At 67.9% G+C, this 21,607-nt stretch carries 23 protein-coding genes and 1 tRNA gene; 18 read left to right on the top strand and 6 right to left on the bottom strand.

Going from position 1 to position 21,607, the window contains the following annotated elements:
- The first annotated feature begins 59 nt into the window (after positions 1-59).
- Genes hrcA through ACTJKH_RS16790 form a run of 9 tightly spaced genes read left to right on the top strand, consistent with a single transcriptional unit; the run spans position 60 to position 8,073 of the window.
- On the top strand, positions 60-1,091 hold the full coding sequence (gene hrcA, locus ACTJKH_RS16750; protein WP_210098202.1) for a heat-inducible transcriptional repressor HrcA: 1,032 nt from the start codon (positions 60-62) through the stop codon (positions 1,089-1,091).
- Positions 1,092-1,131: 40 nt separating this feature from the next.
- A complete protein-coding gene (dnaJ, locus tag ACTJKH_RS16755) occupies positions 1,132-2,247 on the top strand; it encodes a molecular chaperone DnaJ (protein ID WP_259162755.1) in 1,116 nt (371 codons plus the stop codon).
- Between the two features lie 14 nt (positions 2,248-2,261).
- Positions 2,262-2,990: a 16S rRNA (uracil(1498)-N(3))-methyltransferase gene (locus ACTJKH_RS16760; protein WP_440737860.1), complete on the top strand. Its 729-nt coding sequence runs from the start codon at positions 2,262-2,264 to the stop codon at positions 2,988-2,990.
- Between the two features lie 45 nt (positions 2,991-3,035).
- Positions 3,036-3,383: an HIT domain-containing protein gene (locus ACTJKH_RS16765; protein ID WP_259162753.1), complete on the top strand. Its 348-nt coding sequence runs from the start codon at positions 3,036-3,038 to the stop codon at positions 3,381-3,383.
- Positions 3,373-4,473 (top strand): PhoH family protein, encoded by a 1,101-nt coding sequence (locus tag ACTJKH_RS16770; protein WP_440737861.1) that lies wholly within the window; start codon positions 3,373-3,375, stop codon positions 4,471-4,473. Before ACTJKH_RS16765 ends, ACTJKH_RS16770 begins: the two co-directional genes overlap by 11 nt.
- A 16-nt stretch (positions 4,474-4,489) precedes the next feature.
- The gene (gene ybeY / locus ACTJKH_RS16775) at positions 4,490-4,948 is read left to right on the top strand and encodes an rRNA maturation RNase YbeY (RefSeq protein WP_056307252.1); all 459 of its coding nucleotides are present in this window, start codon (positions 4,490-4,492) and stop codon (positions 4,946-4,948) included.
- On the top strand, positions 4,945-6,240 hold the full coding sequence (locus ACTJKH_RS16780) for a hemolysin family protein (protein ID WP_440737862.1): 1,296 nt from the start codon (positions 4,945-4,947) through the stop codon (positions 6,238-6,240). Before ybeY ends, ACTJKH_RS16780 begins: the two co-directional genes overlap by 4 nt.
- Entirely contained in the window at positions 6,203-7,129 is a 927-nt protein-coding gene (gene era, locus ACTJKH_RS16785; protein WP_210098196.1) for a GTPase Era, read from the top strand. The genes ACTJKH_RS16780 and era overlap by 38 nt, the downstream gene beginning before the upstream one ends.
- Entirely contained in the window at positions 7,129-8,073 is a 945-nt protein-coding gene (locus ACTJKH_RS16790) for a quinone oxidoreductase family protein (protein WP_440737863.1), read from the top strand. Before era ends, ACTJKH_RS16790 begins: the two co-directional genes overlap by 1 nt.
- Here the strand turns inward: ACTJKH_RS16790 and ACTJKH_RS16795 are convergent.
- Entirely contained in the window at positions 8,070-8,708 is a 639-nt protein-coding gene (locus ACTJKH_RS16795) for a hypothetical protein (protein WP_440737864.1), read from the bottom strand. The two genes, ACTJKH_RS16790 and ACTJKH_RS16795, sit on opposite strands and share 4 nt — an antisense overlap.
- A 196-nt stretch (positions 8,709-8,904) precedes the next feature.
- Here ACTJKH_RS16795 and leuA point away from each other — a divergent pair, with 196 nt between their 5' ends.
- Complete coding sequence (gene leuA, locus ACTJKH_RS16800; protein WP_440737865.1) at positions 8,905-10,659, top strand: 2-isopropylmalate synthase; 1,755 nt, start codon at positions 8,905-8,907, stop codon at positions 10,657-10,659.
- A gap of 74 nt (positions 10,660-10,733) precedes the next feature.
- Here leuA and ACTJKH_RS16805 read toward each other — a convergent pair whose 3' ends face one another.
- On the bottom strand, positions 10,734-11,429 hold the full coding sequence (locus tag ACTJKH_RS16805) for a trimeric intracellular cation channel family protein (protein ID WP_056516839.1): 696 nt from the start codon (positions 11,427-11,429) through the stop codon (positions 10,734-10,736).
- Between the two features lie 34 nt (positions 11,430-11,463).
- Here ACTJKH_RS16805 and recO point away from each other — a divergent pair, with 34 nt between their 5' ends.
- Positions 11,464-12,210, top strand: coding sequence for a DNA repair protein RecO (recO, locus tag ACTJKH_RS16810; protein WP_259162748.1), 747 nt, complete (start codon positions 11,464-11,466; stop codon positions 12,208-12,210).
- Positions 12,207-13,010: an isoprenyl transferase gene (locus ACTJKH_RS16815; RefSeq protein WP_210098190.1), complete on the top strand. Its 804-nt coding sequence runs from the start codon at positions 12,207-12,209 to the stop codon at positions 13,008-13,010. The genes recO and ACTJKH_RS16815 overlap by 4 nt, the downstream gene beginning before the upstream one ends.
- On the opposite strand, the gene ACTJKH_RS16820 is transcribed toward ACTJKH_RS16815, so the two are convergent.
- Positions 12,950-13,561 carry an AAA family ATPase gene (locus ACTJKH_RS16820; RefSeq protein WP_440737866.1) on the bottom strand — a complete coding sequence of 204 codons (612 nt, stop codon included), beginning with the start codon at positions 13,559-13,561 and terminating at the stop codon, positions 12,950-12,952. The genes ACTJKH_RS16815 and ACTJKH_RS16820 overlap by 61 nt on opposite strands.
- Positions 13,562-13,614: 53 nt before the next feature.
- Here ACTJKH_RS16820 and ACTJKH_RS16825 point away from each other — a divergent pair, with 53 nt between their 5' ends.
- Complete coding sequence (locus ACTJKH_RS16825) at positions 13,615-14,307, top strand: DsbA family oxidoreductase (RefSeq protein ID WP_210098188.1); 693 nt, start codon at positions 13,615-13,617, stop codon at positions 14,305-14,307.
- Here the strand turns inward: ACTJKH_RS16825 and ACTJKH_RS16830 are convergent.
- A complete protein-coding gene (locus ACTJKH_RS16830) occupies positions 14,304-14,798 on the bottom strand; it encodes a glutathione peroxidase (RefSeq protein WP_056307270.1) in 495 nt (164 codons plus the stop codon). The two genes, ACTJKH_RS16825 and ACTJKH_RS16830, sit on opposite strands and share 4 nt — an antisense overlap.
- A gap of 59 nt (positions 14,799-14,857) precedes the next feature.
- Between ACTJKH_RS16830 and dusB the strand changes: the two genes are divergently transcribed.
- From dusB to ACTJKH_RS16855, 5 genes are all read left to right on the top strand, one after another.
- A complete protein-coding gene (gene dusB, locus ACTJKH_RS16835) occupies positions 14,858-16,012 on the top strand; it encodes a tRNA dihydrouridine synthase DusB (protein WP_259162740.1) in 1,155 nt (384 codons plus the stop codon).
- On the top strand, positions 16,002-17,396 hold the full coding sequence (locus ACTJKH_RS16840) for a deoxyguanosinetriphosphate triphosphohydrolase (protein WP_210098185.1): 1,395 nt from the start codon (positions 16,002-16,004) through the stop codon (positions 17,394-17,396). The genes dusB and ACTJKH_RS16840 overlap by 11 nt, the downstream gene beginning before the upstream one ends.
- Positions 17,396-19,264, top strand: a complete 1,869-nt coding sequence (gene dnaG / locus ACTJKH_RS16845; RefSeq protein WP_440737867.1) for a DNA primase — start codon at positions 17,396-17,398, stop codon at positions 19,262-19,264. Before ACTJKH_RS16840 ends, dnaG begins: the two co-directional genes overlap by 1 nt.
- A gap of 36 nt (positions 19,265-19,300) precedes the next feature.
- Positions 19,301-20,074: an ATP-binding cassette domain-containing protein gene (locus ACTJKH_RS16850; RefSeq protein ID WP_210098183.1), complete on the top strand. Its 774-nt coding sequence runs from the start codon at positions 19,301-19,303 to the stop codon at positions 20,072-20,074.
- 97 nt (positions 20,075-20,171) lie between these two features.
- A tRNA-Asn gene (locus ACTJKH_RS16855) sits at positions 20,172-20,247 on the top strand.
- Positions 20,248-20,393: 146 nt separating this feature from the next.
- Here the strand turns inward: ACTJKH_RS16855 and ACTJKH_RS16860 are convergent.
- Positions 20,394-20,909 (bottom strand): septum formation family protein, encoded by a 516-nt coding sequence (locus ACTJKH_RS16860; protein WP_440737868.1) that lies wholly within the window; start codon positions 20,907-20,909, stop codon positions 20,394-20,396.
- A gap of 121 nt (positions 20,910-21,030) precedes the next feature.
- The gene (gene def / locus ACTJKH_RS16865; protein ID WP_259162736.1) at positions 21,031-21,597 is read right to left on the bottom strand and encodes a peptide deformylase; all 567 of its coding nucleotides are present in this window, start codon (positions 21,595-21,597) and stop codon (positions 21,031-21,033) included.
- Positions 21,598-21,607: the final 10 nt, after the last annotated feature.

Consider the following 21,607-nt stretch of genomic DNA (forward strand, 5'->3'; position numbering starts at 1 on the left):
CGCCTCGGCGGGTAGAATTGGCACTCGTACCCAGTGAGTGCCAGAGGGAGGGAGTCGTGATGGTCAGTGAAAGAGGCCTCCAGGTTCTCCGCGCGATCGTTCAGGACTACGTCGAGACGCACGAGCCCGTCGGCAGCCGATCCATCGTCGACCGCTACTCGTTCGGGGTCTCGGCTGCGACGATCCGCAACGACATGGCGCTGCTCGAGGACGAAGAGCTGATCGCTGCCCCGCACACGTCTTCGGGCCGCGTTCCGACCGACAAGGGCTACCGCGTCTTCGTCGACCACCTCGCGCAGTTGCGTCCTCTCACGGTCGCGCAGCGCACCGCGATCGAGTCGTTCCTCACGGCGCCGGCCGACCTCGACGACCTGATGGTGCGCACCGTCCGCGTGCTCACGCAGCTCACCGGGCAGGTCGCGCTCGCGCAGTACCCGTCGTTCGCGCGGGCGCACCTCACTCACCTCGAACTCGTCGCGCTCTCCGCGAACCGGGTTCTCATCGTGCTCGTCACCGACGCGGGCGGTGTCTCGCAGCGCATGGCGCCGCTGCCGGTCGACGTCGACGAGGCCGACATGGTGCTGCTTCGCGTGCGCCTGTCGGCATTGATCACCGGGCGGGCGGTGAGCGACGCGGCCGAAGGACTGCAGAGCCTGCTCGCCGCCGATGAGCACTCGCATGACGTGGCGCTCCGCGCACTCGCGAGCATCATCATCGACGAACTCGGGGCGTTCCGTCAGGAGCGCCTGGTGATGGCGGGTGCCGCGACCCTCGCCCGACGCGAGCAGGACTTCCGGGGCAGCATCCATCCTCTGCTCGAGGCGATCGAGGAGCAGGTGACTCTGCTGCGCCTGATGAGCGAGATGGAGACCGACGCACATGGCCTCGCGGCCAGCATCGGCACGGAGAACGCGTCGTTCGGCCTGGGTGAGGCGTCGATCGTGGCGAGCAACTACGCCGCGCCCAGCGGCACGGCGCGAGTCGGCGTGATGGGGCCGACGCGCATGGACTATCCGAGCAATCTCGCGGCGGCGCGGGCTGTCGCCCGCTATCTCTCGCGGATGCTCGACGAAGACGAGGCGTCCCGCTGACGCGGGCGCCCAGACGACACATATACGCAGAAGGGCCATTGTGGCAGACCACTACGAGGTACTCGGCGTCTCTCGCGACGCCTCCACCGACGAGATCAAGAAGGCGTACCGACGCCTGGCTCGTCAGCTCCACCCGGACGTGAACCCGGGAGAAGACGCGGCCGAGCGGTTCAAGCTCGTCACGCACGCGTACGACGTGCTCAGCGATGACGATTCGCGTCGTCGCTACGACATGGGCGGCGGAGACGGAGCAGCCGGGAACTTCGGCGGCTTCGGCGGTTTCGGCGACATCTTCGAGACGTTCTTCGGTGCGGGCCAGGGTGGCGGCCGAGGAGCGCGCCCGCGTTCGCGTCGTGAGCGCGGTCAGGATGCACTGGTGCGCGTGACCCTCGATCTGGGTGACGTCGTCTTCGGCGCGCACCGCGACATCGAGGTCGACACGGCGGTGCTGTGCGAGACGTGCAACGGCTCGTGCTGTCAGGAGGGCACGTCGCCTGTCACCTGTGACATCTGCGGCGGATCGGGCCACGTGCAGCGCCAGGTGCGCAGCCTGCTCGGCAACGTCGTCACCTCGCAGCCGTGCGGCACCTGCGAGGGCTACGGCACGACCATCCCGTACCCCTGCGGCACGTGCGGCGGCCAGGGTCGCGTGCGTTCGCGTCGCACCGTCTCCCTCGACATCCCGGCCGGCGTCGAGACCGGCCTGCGCCTGCAGCTGCCCGGATCCGGCGAGGTCGGCAAGGCGGGCGGCCCGAACGGCGACCTGTACGTCGAGGTCACCGTCAATCCGCATCCTTCGTTCAGCCGCGACGGCGACGATCTGCTGGCGACCCTCGAGGTCTCGATGCCCGACGCGATCCTCGGCACCGAGACGACGATCCAGGGGCTCGACGGCGAGGTCGACCTCGAGGTCCGCTCCGGAGTGCAGTCGGGTGACGTCCTCACGATCAAGGGCCGCGGAATCACCCCGCTGCGCGGGACCCAGCGCGGAGATCTCCGGGTCGGCGTCCAGGTGGTCACACCCACGAAGCTCGATTCGGCGCAGCGCGCGCTCATCGAGGACTTCGCGAAGAAGACGAAGGCACCGGGACCCCAGCTCGCTCAGTTCCAGCAGGGACTCTTCTCGAAGCTCCGCGACCGCTTCCGCTCGCACTGATCCGGACGGCGCTCATGGCACTGCACTTCCTTCTCGAGTCCTCGTCGGATGCCACGATCGGCGACCTCGTGTCGCTCACGGGGGCTGAGGCCAAGCACGCCGCCGTCGTGCGCCGACTTCGCGTCGGCGAGGCGGTGACGGTCGGGGACGGCGCCGGCGTGTGGCTGACCGGCGCCGCTGAGGAGGTCTCACCGTCTCGCGTCGACGTGCGCATCTCGGCTCGTTCCGAGGAGCCGGCTCCGAATCCTCGAATGATCCTGGTGCAGGCGCTGGCGAAGGGCGATCGCGACGAGCTCGCGGTGCAGGCGGCCTGCGAGCTGGGCGTCGACGAGATCGTGCCGTGGCAGGCGAGCCGCAGCGTCTCTCGGTGGGAGGGCCCGAAGGCGGTCAAGGGACGCGAACGCTGGGCGACCATCGTCCGTGAGGCGGCCAAGCAGGCGCATCGTGCGTGGGTGCCCGAGGTCTCGCCTCCGGCGTCGACCGCAGGACTCGCGGCGCGCGCCTCGTCTCAGCGGGTGCTTCTGCTCGACCCGAGTGCGACCACCCGGCTGTCGGAACTCGAGCCGGACGGCCGCGACATCGTCCTCGTGGTCGGGCCGGAGGGCGGGATCTCCGACGACGAACTCGCGAAGCTGTCGGATGCCGGCGCCGAGCGCGTGCTGCTCGGCGACACCGTGCTGCGCACGTCGACGGCAGGTCCGGCCGCGATCGCCGTCCTCTCGGTGGCGCTCGGCCGCTGGTGACCGACGCTTCCGGCCCGGCTCCCTCCCGGTCGGTAGACTGGGAGCATGTCCGATCCCTCGATCTTCACGCGCATCCTGAACGGCGACATCCCGGGTGAGATCCTGCTGGACACCGGGCGGGTGTTCGCGATCCGCGACATCAACCCGCAGGCACCGTTGCACGCGCTGGTGATCCCCAAGACCGAGGACTACCGCGACGTCACCGAGCTCGCGGAGGGTGACCCGGGCCTTCTGGCAGAGATGGTCGCAGCTGCGAAGCAGCTCGCATCCGAGCACGCGAACGGCGAGTACCGCCTCATCTTCAACAACGGCGCGAGCGCCGCCCAGTCCGTCTTCCACGTGCACGCCCATGTGCTCGGCAACATCGAGGAGAACAAGCTCGTTGGCTTCTGACGAAAACGCCCCTTCCACCGCATCCGACACGGCCGTCGAGAAGATCTACGCCGACGGTGTCGCCATGGTGCAGCTGCTCGGTCCGCAGGATCGGCTGCTCCGGATGCTCGAGAAGGAGCACCGCGATGTCCAGGTGCTCGTGCGCGGCAACGAGATCACGCTCACTGGGTCGGCTGAGGCCGTCGCGAAGGCGAAGACCCTCGTCGACGAGCTGATGACCATGACGAAGGCCGGCCACGATCTCGCTCCGAGCGACGTCACGAGCTCGGCACGCCTGCTGCGCAACGACGGCGGCCCGCGCCCGAGCGAGGTGCTCGGCGAGGCCATCCTGTCGACCAGGGGCAAGGTCATCCGTCCCAAGACGCTCGGACAGAAGGAGTATGTCGACGCGATCGAGGAGAACACGATCGTCTTCGGCATCGGCCCTGCCGGTACGGGGAAGACCTACCTCGCGATGGCGAAGGCCGTGCAGGCGCTGCAGCGCAAAGAGGTCACGCGGATCATCCTGACCCGCCCCGCAGTCGAGGCCGGAGAGCGGCTCGGGTTCCTTCCCGGCACGCTCACCGACAAGATCGATCCGTACCTGCGCCCGCTCTACGACGCGCTGAACGAGATGATGGACCCCGAGATCGTGCCCCGGCTGATGGCCACAGGGACGATCGAGGTCGCACCGCTCGCCTACATGCGCGGCCGCACTCTCAACGACTCGTTCGTGGTGCTCGACGAGGCGCAGAACACGACGCCCGAGCAGATGAAGATGTTCCTGACGCGTCTGGGCTTCGGGTCGAAGATGGTCGTCACCGGCGACATCACGCAGGTCGACCTTCCGCAGGGATCCTCGGGGCTCCGGCTCGTGACGCGCGTGCTCGACGGCATCGACGACATCCACTTCGCCCGTCTCACGAGCGAGGACGTGGTGCGCCACTCGCTGGTCGGGCGCATCGTCGACGCATACAGCGAGTACGACGAGCGCCGCACGGCTCAGCGCTTCGAGCGCGAGCAGGCGGCGGAGTTCGCCAACCGCGCCGATCGCCGAGGCGCACAACGACCAGGACCCCGGGACCGGATGCCCAAACGAGGCCTCTCCTGATGAAACGAGCACAGCCATGATCGAGATCAACAACGAGTCGGCGATCGACGTCGACGAGACCGTGCTGCAGCGGCTCACCGATTTCAACCTCGCGCAGATGCACGTGAGCCCTGACGCCGAGGTCGCGATCGTGCTCGTCGACGAGGGCGCCATGGAGGCGCTCCACGTCCAGTGGATGGACGAGCCCGGTCCCACCGACGTGCTCAGCTTCCCGATGGACGAGCTGCGCCCCGGCACCGAGGACCGCCCGACGGCCCCCGGGCTGCTCGGCGACATCGTGCTCTGCCCGCAGGTCGCCGAGGCTCAGGCTCAGGCCGCCGGACACACGCTGATGGACGAGCTGATCCTCCTCACGACCCACGGGCTGCTGCACCTGCTCGGGTTCGATCACGCCGAGCCCGACGAGGAGCGCGAGATGTTCGGACTGCAGAAGGAGCTCATCCAGGGCTTCGCCGCGGCTGAACGTCGACGATGACCGCTGCCTTCCTGCTCGCGGGCGCCGTCCTGCTCGTCGCGTTCGGCGGTCTGATGGCGGCGATCGATGCGGCGTTCGGTGTGACCTCGCGATCCGACATCGCGGAGATGGGGCTCGAGGGCCGCAACGCCCGGCAGCTGACGCGCATCGCCGCGGACCCCGACGCGCACGTCAACGCGGTCGCGTTCATCCGAGTGCTCGCCGAAACGGCAGCCGCCGTGCTCGTCACGGTGGCCTTCAGCATCCTGTTCGAGAACATCTGGTGGGCGATGCTCGCCGCGGCCGTCCTGATGACCGGAATCAGCTTCGTGCTCGTCGGAGCGAGCCCCCGATCGTTCGGTCGTCATCACTCCGAGGGCATGCTCCGAGCCAACGCTCCGGTCGTCCGCGGGCTGCGCATCATCCTCGGACCGCTCGCGCAGGGCCTCGTGGTGCTCGGCAACCGCGTGACCCCCGGGCGCGGACGCAGCTCGTTCACGTCGGAGGAGCAGCTGCTCAGCATGGTCGACGAGGCGGCGTCGAACGACCTCATCGAGGCCGACGACCGCGATCTCATCCACTCCGTCTTCGACTTCACCGATCAGTTCGTGCGTGCGGTGATGGTTCCCCGCACGGAGATGGTGACGGTCGACGCGACCGCCACCACGAGCGAGGCGATGACCCTGTTCCTGCAACGTGGCGTCTCGCGCATGCCGGTCGTCGACGACGACGCCGACGACGTCGTCGGCGTCCTCTACCTCAAGGACCTCGTGCTGTTCGCCTTCCGAGACGAGAACGCGTGGCGTACGGCATCCATCCGTCCCATCTCGCGCCCGGCGACCTTCGTGCCCGAATCCATGCGCGCGGAGACGCTGCTTCAGCAGATGAAGCGGGATGCCGTGCACGTGTGCCTCGTGATCGACGAGCACGGCGGGATCTCGGGGCTCGTGACGCTCGAGGACCTCATCGAGGAGCTCGTGGGCGAGATCTCCGACGAGTACGATCAGGTATCCGCAGAAGTGGTCGAGCTCGGTGACGGACGCTACCGCGTGAGCTCCCGCCTTTCGCTCGAGGACGTGGGGGACCTGTTCGGCCTCGAGCTCGAGGACGAGGACGTCGACTCCATCGGCGGACTTCTCGGCAAGGCTCTGGGGCAGGTCCCTCAGCCCGGTTCGACGGCGACCGTCGAGGGGCTGACGCTCACCGGCGGAGCCTCCCGAGGACGAGGACGCGGAATCGCGACGGTGTTCGTGGAACGTGCGGCACACGACGCGGATGACACCGCAGACGAGAGAGACGGAAACGATGACTGAGCAGACACGGAGCGGGTTCGTGACGTTCGTGGGGCGCCCGAATGTCGGCAAGTCGACTCTGACGAACGCGCTGGTCGGCGAGAAGATCGCGATCACCAGTGAGAAGCCGCAGACGACCCGCCGGGCGATCCGCGGGATCGTCAACCGCCCTGAAGGGCAGCTCGTCATCGTCGACACACCGGGCATCCACAAGCCCCGCACGCTCCTGGGCGAGCGCCTGAACGATCTGGTCGAGCAGGTGCTCGGCGACGTCGATGTGATCGGTTTCTGCGTGCCGGCGACCGAGAAGGTCGGTCCTGGTGACCGCAGGATCGCGGCTTCGCTCGACGGGTACCGACGGGCGAAGAAGATCGCGATCGTCACGAAGACCGATGCGGCAGGCCGCGACGACATCACCGAGCGGCTCATGGAGGTCGATGCGCTTCGCGAGGACTGGGATGCCGTGATTCCGATCTCCGCGCTCACGAACGACCAGCTCGAGGTGCTCGCCGACGAGGTGCTCTCGCTGATGCCCGAAGGGCCTGCGCTCTACGGCGAAGGAGTCACCACCGATGAGTCGGAGGAGGACCGGATCGCGGAGATGATCCGCGAGGCGGCTCTCGACGGCGTCCGTGACGAGCTCCCGCACTCGATCGCGGTCGTGATCGACGACATCGCACCGCGCGAGGGCACAGACCTGACCGACGTGCACGCGTCGATCGTGGTGGAGCGCGACAGCCAGAAGGCGATCATCATCGGACACAAGGGCAAGCGCCTCGCCGACGTCGGACGTCGTGCACGCGTCGGCATCGAGGAGCTCCTCGGCACTCGCGTGTTCCTGGGACTGCACGTCAAGGTCGCGAAGGAATGGCAGCGCGACCCGAAGCAGCTCGGACGTCTCGGCTTCTGATGGCGCGGCACTGGATCGCCACCTCGTGGGGCTCGCCGGATGCCTGGCAGTTCGTCGAGTACGAGGTGCCCCGGCCCGGTCCGGGTGAGGTGACGATCAGGATCCGCGCGTCGGGCGTGAACCCTGCCGACGCGAAGCATGTCGCGGTCGAGCGGGCGGGTGCCGACCTTCCCGTGGCCATCGGCTACGAGATCTCCGGCGAGATCACGGCGCTCGGACCGGACACCCTGATCGGATCCGGATCCGCGCAGGTCGGTGACGAGGTCATCGCGTTCCGGGTGAGCGGGGGGTATGCCACCGCGATCACCATCCCCGCGGAGAAGGCCTTCGCGAAGCCGTCGCCGCTGACCCACCCGGAGGCGGCGAATCTCCTTCTCGCCGGCACCACGGCGGCCGAGATGCTCGCCGTGACGAGAGCCATGCCCGGCGAGACGATCCTGGTGCACGGGGCGTCCGGCGCGGTCGGGGTGAGCGTGCTCCAGCAGGCGGTGCGTCGCGGCATCCGCGTGATCGGCACGGCGAGTGAGGCGAGGTTCGACGTCGTCCGTGCCTTCGGCGGCCTTCCCGTGCACTACGGACCGGGCTTGGCGGACAGGGTCAGAGAGATCGCCGCGGGCGCGGAGGTCTCTGCCGGGCTCGACGCCGTCGGCACCGACGAAGCGGTCGACGTGTCGCTCGAACTCGTCGCCGATCCCGGTCGCATCGTCACGATCGCCGCCCCGACGAGGGCTTCGTCCGACGGCATCCGGTGGATCGCCGGCTCGATGCCCGACAGTGCTCGCTTCCGAGATGCCGTGCGGGGCGTACTGGTCGCGCTGGCGGAGTCGGGGCACCTCGTCGTCCCTGTCGCGCAGACGTTCGCGCTGGAGGATGCTCCGGCGGCGCTCGCCCTGCTCGCCGAGGGACACCCCGGCGGCAAGCTCGCGCTGATCCCGTCGGACTAATCGATCTCGCGCAGCGCCGAGGTGACGATCACCACGTCGTCGCCGTACTCCGCGTCGAGCGCATCCTGCAGCGTCCCGTCATCCCAGACGACGTTCACCCAGACATAACCGCGCTCGATCCAGAGCGAGAGCGCCTCGCGACCGAGGGACGCCGCGATCTCGTCCTGGATGCGGGCGAGGTCGGCCTCCGAGCTGGTGCCGTCGACCCCGCCTGCCGGGTCCTCCGGACGGATGGGGTCGTACAGCGCGAGCATGATCGGCGGGTCTGTGACCGTGTACCGGTCGCCGTCGAAGGTGCCATACACGGCGTAGGTGCCCCACTGCGTGTCTCCGCTGGTCTCACTGCCGTCGACGCCCTCCCACGTCCACCCGTCGAGCGGGATGCCGGTGCACTGGGGAGGGTACGACTCGGCGACGGCACCGAGACACAGCTGCGCGTCTCCCGCCACATCGAGAACCGTGCCCGTCCCGATCACGCGGCCCTCCGGAGGTGCGGCACCGGAGATGTCGCCGGTCGACGAGGCGGAGCTCGTCGGGGCGGGGGAGGAACCTGGCCCGGCGGCGCATGCGGCGAGACCGAGCACCCCCGCGAGGGCGGCGGTGGCGAGAAGCATGCGGCTGTGCGATGTGCTCATGCCTGACAGTGTCGCGCGGGGCTCGATCGTCTCACGAGCGGTCGGAGCGGTTCCGCATCCCTGCTACCATGGCCGCATGCCTTTCGGCGGTCTGCTTCTTCTTAGCTGCCGCGACGAGTCCTAAAGCTAGGGCCTTCCTCGTCGCGGCGCTTGTGTTGGCCCGTTCACATTTCTGACGAAGAGAAGAAGCCCCATCATGCAGAACACTCAGCGCCCGTCTGCGATGCCGATCCACAAGTACCGGCCGTACCACGAGCAGATCACCGTCCACCTGCCTGACCGCACGTGGCCCGACGCCCGTATCACCGAGGCTCCCCGCTGGTGCGCCGTCGACCTGCGTGACGGCAATCAGGCGCTCATCGATCCGATGTCGCCCGAGCGCAAGCGCGTCATGTTCGAGCTCCTCGTCAGCATGGGCTACAAGGAGATCGAGGTCGGATTCCCCTCGGCGAGCCAGACAGACTTCGACTTCGTGCGACAGCTCATCGAAGAGAACCTGATTCCCGACGACGTCACGATCCAGGTGCTGACCCAGGCTCGTGAGCACCTGATCGCCCGCACCTACGAGTCGATCGCGGGAGCGAAGCAGGCCATCGTGCACCTGTACAACTCGACCAGCGTGCTGCAGCGCGAGGTCGTGTTCCGCACCGACAAGCAGGGCATCATCGACATCGCCCTCGAGGGGGCGCGTCTGTGCCGCCAGTACGAGAAGACGATCCCCGACACGCAGGTGTACTACGAGTACTCGCCTGAGAGCTACACGGGCACCGAGCTCGAGTTCGCCGTCGACGTCTGCAACCAGGTGATCGAGGTCTTCGAGCCGACGCCCGATCGCAAGGTCATCATCAACCTGCCCGCGACCGTCGAGATGGCCTCGCCGAACGTGTACGCCGACTCGATCGAGTGGATGAGCCGCAACCTCGCCCACCGCGAGAACGTCATCCTCTCGCTGCACCCGCACAACGACCGCGGCACGGCGATCGCGGCGGCCGAGCTCGGTTACATGGCCGGCGCCGATCGCATCGAAGGATGCCTGTTCGGCAACGGCGAGCGCACGGGCAACGTCGACATCGTGGCGCTGGGCATCAACCTCTTCACCCAGGGCATCGACCCGCAGATCGACTTCAGCGACATCGATCAGGTCAAGCGCACGGTCGAGTACTGCAACCAGCTGCCGGTACCCGAGCGCAGCCCCTGGGCCGGAGACCTGGTCTTCACCGCGTTCAGCGGATCGCACCAGGATGCGATCAAGAAGGGCTTCGAGGCGATGGCCGCCCGGGCCGAGGCCGAGGGCGTCACGGTCGACGACATCGAGTGGGCCGTGCCGTACCTGCCCGTCGACCCGAAGGATCTCGGCCGTTCGTACGAGGCCGTGATCCGCGTGAACTCGCAGTCGGGCAAGGGCGGCGTCGCGTACCTGCTGAAGGCCGACCACGCGATCGACCTGCCGCGCAAGCTGCAGATCGAGTTCTCGGGTGTCGTGCAGACGAAGACCGACGCCGAGGGAGGCGAGGTCACCAGCGAGCAGATCTGGTCGATCTTCAACGACGAATACCTTCCTGCCGCCGACACCGAGGCCAAGTGGGGCCGGTTCGAGCTGCTCTCGACGCAGACGCGCAGCGACATGTCCGGCGACGTGGTGCTCGATGTGACACTGCGCGACGACGACCAGCAGGTCGCCGTCGCCGGTAACGGCAACGGGCCGATCGCCGCATTCATCGAGGTGCTGCGCGCCCAGGGCTTCGACATCACGCTCTACGACTACGTCGAGCACGCTCTCAGCGCCGGTGGCGACGCGCAGGCCGCGGCCTACGTCGAGCTGCAGGTCGGCGACCAGCGTCTGTGGGGCGTCGGCATCGACGGCGACATCTCGACCGCGTCGCTCAAGGCGATCGTCTCCGGTGTCAACCGCTCGATCCGCACCCGACAGCAGGAGCTCGCCGCGGTCTGAGCCTCCGAATGAACGAACGCCCCACCCGATGTCGGGTGGGGCGTTTCGTCTGCCTCGCTGATGACGGGTTGCGGTCACTCGGCGCTGGGCTTGATGATCGGGATCACGCCGGTCTCGGCGGCGACCTTGCGACGGTAGATGCGGCGCTGCTCGGGCAGGGAGACGTCGAAGGTGACCGCGAGGATGCGGATGACGCTCGTCACGGCGATTCCGATGACCGCCGCGAGCGTGATGGGCATGCCGAGGGCGACCGCGATCACGATGAACGTGCACCCCGCGCCGGCGGCCACGGCGTACAGCGAGCCGACGTGCATGATCGCGGTCGGCAGCCCCATCAGCATGTCGCGGAGCACGCTGCCCCCGACCGCGGCGCAGACGCCGATGAAGACAGCAGGAACCTCGGGGATGCCGAAGGCGAGCGCCTTGCTCGTGCCGAATGCGCCGAACATCCCGATGACGACCGCATCGAGCACGACGATCGCGGTGTTCAGCCGGGTGAAAAGCCCGGCGAGGAGCATGCCGAGCAGGGCTGCTCCACCGGCGGTGACCAGATACCACTGGTTCTGCAGCGTCGCCGGAGTCTGACCGAGCAGGATGTCGCGGATCAGACCGCCACCCATGCCGATCATGATCCCGATGATCGAGACGCCGAGCCAGTCGAGCCGTCGCTGCCCCTGGAATCCCGAGGCGAACATCGCCCCCTGGACGCCACCGAGGCCCACGCCGAGCAGGTCCGCCCAGAGCGGAATGATGAAGAGCGGTTCGGTCACGCCCCTATTCTCCCGCACGGAGGATAATCGAACGGTGCCCACCTACCGAGACGAAGCGGTGATCCTGCGCACCCACAAGCTGGGTGAGGCGGATCGCATCGTGACGATGCTGTCTCGGCGGCACGGCAAGATCCGCGCGGTCGCCAAGGGGGTTCGACGCACGTCGTCGAAGTTCGGCTCGCGGCTCGAACCCTTCATGGTCGCCGACGTGCAGCTGTACCAGGGCCGCTCGCTCGACATCGTGCAGCAGGCCGAGTCGCTCGGCTCGTACGGATCCGACATCGCGGCGCACTACGACCGGTTCACCTCCGCGAACGCAATGGTCGAGACCGCCGACCGGCTCAGCGACTCCGAGGCGACGCCCGACCAGTACCTGCTGCTCGTCGGCGGGCTCCGTGCGCTGTCTCGCGGCGAGCACTCCCCGCGGAGCATCCTCGATTCCTATCTGCTGCGGGTGATGGCGCTGTCGGGATGGGCCCCGTCGCTCGGCGACTGCGCCCGATGCGCGGCTCCCGGACCGCATACCCACTTCGTCGGTCAGCTCGGCGGGGCGGTCTGCGTGAACTGCGCGCCCGCGGGCAGTCCGAAGGTCGCCGAGAAGACCCTGTCGCTCCTGCGGTCGCTCATGGCCGGTGACTGGAACGTGATCGACGCCGCACCGCAGGCCGACAACGCCGCAGCATCCGGTCTCGTCGCCGCGTACGCCCAGTGGCACCTGGAGCGCGGCATCCGTTCGCTCTCGCACCTCGTCGCCGACATCCCCCGAGAAGGAGCACGGTGAGCCCCAAGCCCTACACGCACAAGGATGCGGTGGCGTACCGCCCGCTCGACTGGACGGGTGTGTACCCGCCCGTGTTCCCGGCCGTGCCCGAGCACGTCGCGATCGTCATGGACGGTAACGGGCGCTGGGCGAACCGTCGGGGCCTGAATCGCATCGAGGGGCACAAGGCGGGGGAGGAGGTGCTTCTCGACGTGGTCGCCGGTGCGATCCAGGCCGGCGTGAAGCACCTCTCGGTCTACGCCTTCTCGACCGAGAACTGGGCGCGGTCTCCTGAAGAGGTCCGGTTCCTGATGGGGTACAACCGCGACGTGCTGCACCGCCGACGCGATCAGCTCAACGAGTGGGGCGTCCGGGTCCGCTGGGCCGGCCGCAAGCCGCGTCTCTGGGGCAGTGTCATCAAAGAGCTGCAGCACGCGGAGCAGCTGACCAAGGACAACGATGTGCTCACGCTCACCATGTGCGTGAACTACGGCGGACGCGTCGAGCTCGTCGACGCGATGCGGTCGATCGCTGCCGACGTCGCGGCCGGCAAGGTCAAGCCGAACGCGATCAGCGAGAAGATGATCCGCCGCAACCTGTACGTGCCCGACATGCCCGACGTCGACCTCTTCGTGCGGAGCTCGGGAGAGCAGCGCACCTCGAACTTCCTGCTGTGGCAGGCGGCCTATGCCGAGATGGTGTTCCTCGACACGCTCTGGCCCGACTTCTCGCGCGAGGAGCTGTGGCGCTCGATCGGCATCTACCTGTCGCGTGACCGTCGCTTCGGCGGAGCGATCGACACGCCTGACGCTCCGGCCTGAGCGCGAAGCCACCGTTCGGTCTCACGCGGGTGACGCAGTCGCACGATTATGAGGTGTGGGTGGTCGCCCACGACGTCGGGCATCCGCTCCGTCCACTTGTGCCGTGTCTTCGTCTGCCAGGCGATGATGTTCTCCTCGGGCTCGCCTCGGAACATCTTCCAGATCGGCTTCTCGACGTTGTCGTTCCACATCCGCGTGCGGAGGATGCTGCGCCCGATCGTCCGCCGCAGCAGACGTGTGCGGACAACCCGATACGGGTAGTCCAGCCAGATCACGAGCTGTGCGCGAGGAGCGAGGATCTCATCGGTGCCCTTGCTCGTGTACTGCCATTCGGTGACCCATCGGTCTTCGGCGGCGAATGCGCGCACATCGTCGATGAACGACGGACGCGGCGTCCAGTTCTCGCCGTGGAACAGCCCGTCGATCTCGACATGACGAAGATCCCAGAGCTCGCCGATCCGTCGTGCGAGCGTTGTCTTGCCCGATCCGGTGACGCCGGCGAGCAGCACTCTCTCCGGCCGGAGCGGCAGCGGATCGGCGGCGGAGAGCATCCGAGAATCCTACCGACGGAATAGCCCAGAGGTGCATACGGTTGGATGACTGTGTGACTGAAGCCATCTCGATCGACATCTGGTCCGACATCGCCTGCCCGTGGTGCTACATCGGCAAGCGCAACCTCGAGAAGGGGCTCGAAGCCGTAGCCTCCGACGACGACGCCCCGCAGGTGGACATCACCTTCCACTCGTTCGAGCTCTCGCCCGACACCCCGGTCGACTTCGACGGCGACGAGATCGACTTCCTCGCCGGTCACAAGGGGATGCCGCGTGAACAGGTCGAGCAGATGCTCTCGCACGTCACGGGTGTCGCCGAAGGCGCAGGCCTCGCGTACCGCTTCGATCTGCTGCAGCACACGAACACGGTGAAGGCTCACGAGCTGCTGCATTTCGCCAAGGCGCAGGGCGTGCAGCACGAGATGGAGGAGCGCCTCATGTCGGCCTATTTCACCGAGGGCAAGCACGTCGGCCGCATCGACGACCTGGTCGAGCTCGCGGTCGAGGTCGGACTCAACCCCGACGACGCGCGTGAGGCGCTCGTCTCCGCCCGCCACCTCGCCGACGTCCGCCAGGATCAGGCGCAGGCCCAGGCCTACGGCATCCAGGGCGTGCCCTTCTTCGTGATCGACGGGCAGTACGGCATCTCCGGCGCGCAGCCGCCCGCAGCGTTCGAGAACGTGTTGCGCGACCTCTGGGCCAAGCGCGGCGACGCCGCGGCCGAGCCCGAGACCGCAGCGGTCTAGCGGGTCAGCGCGGCTTCGATCGCGCCGACGATCTCGGGGTCGTTCGGCTTCTGCTTCGGGCGGAACCGGACGACCTCGCCGTCGGGCAGCACGAGGAACTTCTCGAAGTTCCACTCGACGCGGCCGGCCTTGCCGCCCGCATCCGGGGTCTCCTTCAGCGACTTGTAGAGCTCGGTCGCGTTCTTGCCGTTGACCTTGACCTTGTCGTTGATCGGGAAGGTCACGCCGTAGGTCGTCGAGCAGAACTCGAGGATCTGGTCGACGGAGCCGGGCTCCTGGCCGAAGAACTGGTTGCAGGGGAATCCGACGACGCTGAATCCGCGGTCGCTGTACAGGCGCTGCAGCTCCTCAAGCTGCTCGTACTGCGGAGTCAGGCCGCACTTCGAGGCGACGTTCACCACGAGCACCACATCGGCACCCAGATCGTCGAGCGTCTTCTCGTTGCCGTCGGCGTCGGTGAAGGGGATGGAACGGACTGCGGGATCGGTCATATTCACAGCTTAGGTCGATGCGCCGAGACGGGCTCCGTGTCTGGGAGAATGGAAGGGACATGACTCTCGCCACCGCCTCCGCTCGCACCCTCAACATCGGTCCGATCGCTCTCGACGTACCGGTCGTCCTCGCACCCATGGCGGGCATCACCAACACCGCGTTCCGTCGGCTCTGCCGCGAATACGGAGCGGGGCTCTATGTGAGCGAGATGATCACCTCACGCGCGCTCGTCGAGCGCAACGAGACGACGATGCGTCTGATCCGTCACCACGAGTCCGAGACTCCCCGGTCGATCCAGCTCTACGGCGTCGACCCGCACACCATCTCCGAGGCCGTCCGCATCATCGTCGCCGAAGACCACGCCGACCACATCGACCTGAACTTCGGATGCCCGGTGCCCAAGGTCACGCGCAAGGGCGGGGGAGCGGCGCTGCCGTGGAAGAGCTCGCTCTTCTCGCAGATCGTCACGCAGGCCGTGAAGGCCGCCGGCGACATCCCGCTGACGATCAAGATGCGCAAGGGCATCGACCCCGATCACCTCACGTTCCTCGACGCCGGTCGTGCCGCGGAAGACGCGGGCGTCGCGTCGATCGCTCTGCACGCCCGCACCGCGAGCGAGTTCTACTCGGGCTTCGCCGACTGGAACGCGATCGGCGAGCTCAAGCAGGCCGTGACCAGCGTGCCCGTTCTCGGCAACGGCGACATCTGGTCGGCCGACGATGCCGTGCGCATGATGCAGCAGACCGACTGCGATGGCGTGGTCGTCGGACGCGGATGCCTGGGCCGGCCCTGGCTCTTCGGCGAGCTCGCCGCAGCCTTCGGCGCCGAATCGCACCCGGTCGATGCGACCCTCGGTTTCGTGGCCGACGCCTTCCGTCGTCACGCCGAGCTCCTCGTCGAGTTCTTCGAGGACGAAGATCGCGGATGCCGCGACGTGCGCAAGCACGTCGCCTGGTACTTCAAGGGGTACCCGGTCGGCGGCGACATCCGCACGGGGCTCGCGACGGCATCCAGCCTCGCCGAGATCGACGACCTGCTGGGCCAGCTCGACCACACGGCTCCGTACCCCGGGGCGGACGCCGAGGGTCAGCGCGGTCGGTCGGGTCGCCCGAAGCGCCCGGCGCTGCCGGACAAGTGGCTGGAGTCGCGCGAACTCGCGGCGTCGGCATCCGAGATGATGCGAGGGGCGGAGATCGAGAACAGTGGCGGTTGATCCTCAGGTGAACCCGGCGCGCGGGCGCTCGGACGGATACGACCCGCGCGATGCCGAGCGATTCTTCGCCGAGACTCATCGATCCGAACGCGACGACTTCGCTCGCGACCGCGCGCGCGTGCTGCACTCCGCAGCGCTGCGTCGCCTGGCCGCCAAGACACAGGTGCTCAGCCCCGCAAGCACCGCGGACTTCGCCCGCAACCGCCTCACCCACTCGCTCGAAGTCGCGCAGGTGGGCCGCGAGCTGGCGACCGCGCTCGGGGTCTCGGCCGACGTGGTGGACACCGCGTGCCTCAGCCACGACCTCGGACACCCGCCCTTCGGGCACAACGGCGAGCGGGCGCTCAACGAATGGGCCGAGCCCATCGGAGGGTTCGAGGGCAACGCGCAGTCGCTGCGCATCCTTTCTCGCCTCGAGGCCAAGGCCATCGACGACGACGGGCGATCGGTCGGCCTCAACCTGACCAGGGCCAGTCTCGACGCGACCTGCAAGTACCCCTGGACGGTCGACAGTCCGGTGCCCGACCCCGGTGGTCGACTGAAGTTCGGCGTCTACCCCGAAGACGAGGCGGTCTTCCGCTGGATGCGCGAGGGGATTCCGGGTCGGCGCCGCTGCATCGAGGCCGAGATCATGGACCTCTCCGACGACATCGCCTACTCGGTGCACGACTTCGAGGATGCGATCGTCAACGGCTACGTCGACGTCGCCCAGCTCTCCGACCCGCGTCAGCACGAAGCCCTGATCGACCGGATCCAGCAGTGGGTCGGCTACGACTTCACGCGAGACGACCTCGCCGACGCGCTCTATCGCCTCGCCTCTCAGCCGATGTGGCTGCAGTCGTTCGACCGCTCGCGTCAGGACCTGGCCCGGCTCAAGAACCTCACGAGCGACTTCATCGGTCGCTTCGCCCGCGCCGCCGTCTCCGCGACCCGCGCGGCGTACGCCGGCCCGACGCTCGTGCGATACAACGCGCACGTCGTGGTGCCCCGCGTGATCGAGGCCGAGATCGCCGTGCTGAAGGGCATCATGGGTCAGGCGATCGTGACGATCGACGCACGCAAGGGCGTCTACAAAGAGCAGAGGCGCGTGCTGAAGCGGCTCGCCGACGCGCTGTGGTCGACGGACACGCTCTGGTCGGCCGGTGCGGATGTGCTCGAGCCCGCGTTCTCGGCCGACTTCCGTTCCGCGACGACCGATCACGAACGCGCGCGGGTCATCGTCGATCAGATCGCGAGCCTCACCGATCAGAGCGCCATCGACTGGCACAACCGGCTGGTCGGCGAGATCGATCCGGCCGAGGTGGGCATCTGGACGCCGCGTCACGCGCGGCCCGGCGCCCGACAGCACACCCCGCGGCAGGCGGTCATCGAAGGGGCCGGCTGATGCCCCGCATCCGTCAGGCCGATGTCGACGAGGTCAAGGCCCGCACCAACATCGCCGACATCGTCGGCGAGCGCGTCGCACTCAAGAGCGCGGGAGTCGGCTCCCTCAAGGGGCTCTGCCCCTTCCACGACGAGAAGAGCCCAAGCTTCCATGTGCGACCCCAGGTCGGCTACTACCACTGCTTCGGATGCGGTGAGTCTGGCGATGTCTACTCGTTCCTCCGTGAGATGGACCATGTCAGCTTCACCGAGGCCGTCGAACGCCTGGCGGGTCGCATCGGCTATGCCCTGCACTACGAAGACGGCGGATCGGCTCCCGAGACGAGCGGCCGCAGCCGCCTCTACGCCGCCAACACCGCCGCCGCCGAGTATTTCCGGGGCCAGCTGCTGACCGCGGATGCCGAGGCAGGACGCCGCTTCCTCGGGGAGCGCGGCTTCGACGCCGGCGCCGCCGCGCACTTCGGTGTGGGGTTCGCGCCGCGCGGCTGGGACAAGATGCTCAAGGCGCTCACGGCTCAGGGGTTCACCCGCGACGAGCTGAGTGCCGCAGGTCTCGTCTCGACCGGTCAGCGCGGCGTGTACGACCGCTTCCGCGGCCGCCTCGTGTGGCCGATCCGCGACGTCTCGGGTCAGACGATCGGGTTCGGCGCGCGCAAGCTGTTCGACGACGACCAGGGCCCGAAGTACCTGAACACCCCGGAGACCCCGATCTACAAGAAGGCGCAGGTGCTCTACGGGCTCGACCTCGCCAAGCGCGACATCTCGCGCGGCGACCCTCGACGGGTCGTCGTGGTCGAGGGGTACACGGATGTCATGGCGTGCCACCTCGCCGGCCTCACGACGGCGATCGCGACCTGCGGCACGGCATTCGGAACGGACCACATCAAGGTGCTGCGCCGTGTCATGGGCGACGACAACGCCTCGGGTGAGGTCGTGTTCACGTTCGACGGCGACGAGGCAGGGCAGAAGGCGGCGCTCCGCGCGTTCACCGAGGACGACCGCTTCAACGCGCAGACGTTCGTCGCGGTGGCTCCCGACGGGCTCGACCCCTGCGATCTCCGACTTCAGCGCGGTGACGCCGCCGTGCGGTCGCTCATGGAGACCAAGCAGCCGATGTTCGAGTTCGCCATCGACCGCAAGCTCTCCGGCTTCGACCTCTCCACCGTCGAGGGTCGAGTGGGCGCTCTCCGCGCCGCGGCGCCCATCGTCGCCGAGATCCGGGACCGCCTGCTGCGCCCGGGCTATGAGCGAGTGCTGGCTCGACGCCTGGGCATGGACCCCACCGAGGTGCACAACGAGGTCGAGCGTGCCGCACGGGGCGGATCGCAGACGTCTCGTCACGAGCCGAGTGCCCGTCACGAGACACCGATCGATCCGGCTACCGGTGCCCCCGCCCTCGTTCCCGTGACGCTGGCGAGCCTGCCGCGGACGGCGGACGTCGCCGTCGAGCGCGACGCGCTGATGGGGGCCTTGCAGTACGGTCACCAGACCGACCAGGCGCTCCTCGCTCGAGCCCTCAGCACCCCGTTCCGCACTCCGGGGCTCGACGCGGTGCGCGAGGCCGTCGCATCCGCCGCCGACCGCACTCGCGCCGGCTGGGTGACGGATGCCGTGAACTCGGTGCGCGAACCGTATCGGTCGCTCGCCGGCGAGCTGCTCATGACTCCCTTCCCGGCGCGCAATGAGGCCGGAGCCGTCGCGTCGACGACCGATCTCGCGCGCAGGCTCATCATGCGCAGTCTGGAGCACGAGAAGCAGGAGCTCCTCGGGGCCGTGCAGCGCGTGCCTGCCGACTCCGACGGCGGGCGAGCGCTGCGCATGCGGCTGCGGGACATCGACGTGGAGCGTCAGCGGTTCGCCGAGTCGTAACGGCCGCTCTTCAGCGTTGCAGGGCAGGATGGAGGAATGTTCTCCCGGCCCGAATCGACGAACGCGATCGACAGCTCCGACCTCGTGATCGACAGGGTCGGGCACAGCGGTCCGACGCGGGCGATCGACGGGGTGAGCTTCACGCTCGCTCCCGGTGATCTCATCTGCGTCGCGGGTCCGACCGGTTCGGGCAAGTCGACGCTCGTCGCGGCTCTCGCAGGGTCCACGGATCCGTCGGTCCGTGTGGTGGGCGGCAGTGCACAGGTGTGTGGCGTCGACATCCGCAGGCCGGGGCGGAAGCACCGCCTGCTCACCTACCGCACCGGGTTCGTCCCTCAGGGTGCAGGGGCCGATCTGCCTCCGCAGCTCACGGTCAACGAGGTGATCGCGGAGCCGATCCTCATCCGCGAGAAGCGCGTCAACTCGAAGGCACTGTCGATCAGGGTGGCGACGCTGCTCGACGAGCTGCACCTGCCGTTGGGCACGGCGGCGAAGTTCCCCTACGAACTCAGCGCCGGCATGCGACAGCGCGTGGCGATCGCCCGATCGTTCGTGCTCGAGCCCCGCGTGCTGATCGCCGATGAGATCCTGGCGAACCTCGACCTCGAGGTGAGACCGGTCGTGTTCGACGCGATCACACGGCGTCGCAAGGAGCAGGGGATGGGTGCGCTGCTCGTCACGAACGACGCCGACTTCATCCGCGAGCTGAACGCTGAGACGCTGATGCTGCGCGGCGGCCATGTCGTCGCCCGCGGTGTGGGAAAAGACCTCCTGTGGGCGCCGAATGCGGAGGCCGATTCGCAGCACTGAGTGTCCGTGCGGACGACACGCCCGATGTGCGGCCCGTGTCGAGAGCACGCTCCGGAGTTTGCTAGGATTGACGAGTTGCCCGCGCAGCGGAGCACATTCCTCGGTAGCTCAATTGGCAGAGCAGCCGGCTGTTAACCGGCAGGTTCTTGGTTCGAGTCCAAGCCGGGGAGCCAATGAAAAGCCCCTCTTCGGAGGGGCTTTTCCCTTTCTCCGGGCGCGACGCGCAGGCACGGCCTCACCAGGGCGAGCGGCAACGCGTCGTACCTCGGACACGAAAAAGGCCCCGTCGGTGACGGGGCCTCTTCGAATCGATCTCAGATCAGCGTGCTGCGCCCTTGAGCGAGCCCTTGGTCTGACCATCCGGGTCCGAGATCACGCACTGCACGACTCGGTCGTTCAGCTCGTCCCAGGTCTGCTGCGTCGGGGTGATCGGGTAGACCTCGAGCACGGAGTCGTTGAACGCGATACCGACGAAGCTCGTGTAGGCATCGCCGATGCACTCCTGCGAGGCGGCGTCGATGTCATCCTCGGAGAACTCGCCGTCGTCCATCGTGATCTCGTAGTAGACCTCTTCGTCGTGCGGCTGGTCGCACGGTACGACGTCCGCATCCTCGATCAGACCGCTCTCGCTGGCCATCTTGCAGTCGCCGAGCTTGAGCGAGAAGATGTCGATGTTCGAGCTCTCGGTCACCTGTCCGGTGTCCTCGTCGCGGTCGGCGTCTCCCGAGCCGCCGCCCAGGATCCCGTTCAGCGCGCTACAGCCGGTCAGTGCGACCGACAGCGCCACCGCAGAACCTGCAAGCGCCAGTGCGCGTCGCGTGCGCAGTTTCATCATGATTTTCCCCTCCCAGAGCCTCTTGGTGCGCGGTATGTCAAAACACCGCCTCAAGCACGCTATCCGCCCCGGAGTCTGTGATGCAACTCCGAGAAGGCTTTGATTGGGCTGGGAAGTGAGGTCAGCCTTCGAGGTCGTCGACTCCCGGCATCCACCGGGCGCCCGGCTTTCCCCATCCGCGCTTCTTCGCGATCTTTTGCACGGTCTTCCAGTCGCCGTCGGAGAGGCGGTCGATGTAGAGGATGCCGTCGAGATGATCAAACTCGTGCTGCATGATCCGCGCACGCCAGCCGTCGACGGCGATCTCGACCGGGGACCCGTCGAGATCCACACCGGTCACGCGGACCCGCTCGGACCGCCGAAGGGGGAAGCGTTCCCCGGGGAAGGAGAGGCATCCTTCGGACTCGAGGTCGTCGTCGGGGTCGCCGGGCTCCAGCGGCACCATCCACAGCTCGGGGTTGATGATGACACCGCGCCACGGCTGCTCATCATCGTCGACGTACGCATAGGTGTAGATCCGCAGCGGTACGCCGACCTGAGGTGCGGCGAGACCGACACCCGGGGCCGTGTCCATCGTCTCGAACATGTCGGCGACGAGCGTGCGGATGTCGTCGGTGATCTCCTCGACGACGGAGGCGGGGGAGTGCAGGACGGGGTCGCCCATGATGCGAATAGGAAGAACAGCCACGCCATAACCC

Source organism: Microbacterium sp. 22215 (genome assembly GCF_052045655.1).
Classification (GTDB): domain Bacteria; phylum Actinomycetota; class Actinomycetes; order Actinomycetales; family Microbacteriaceae; genus Microbacterium; species Microbacterium phyllosphaerae.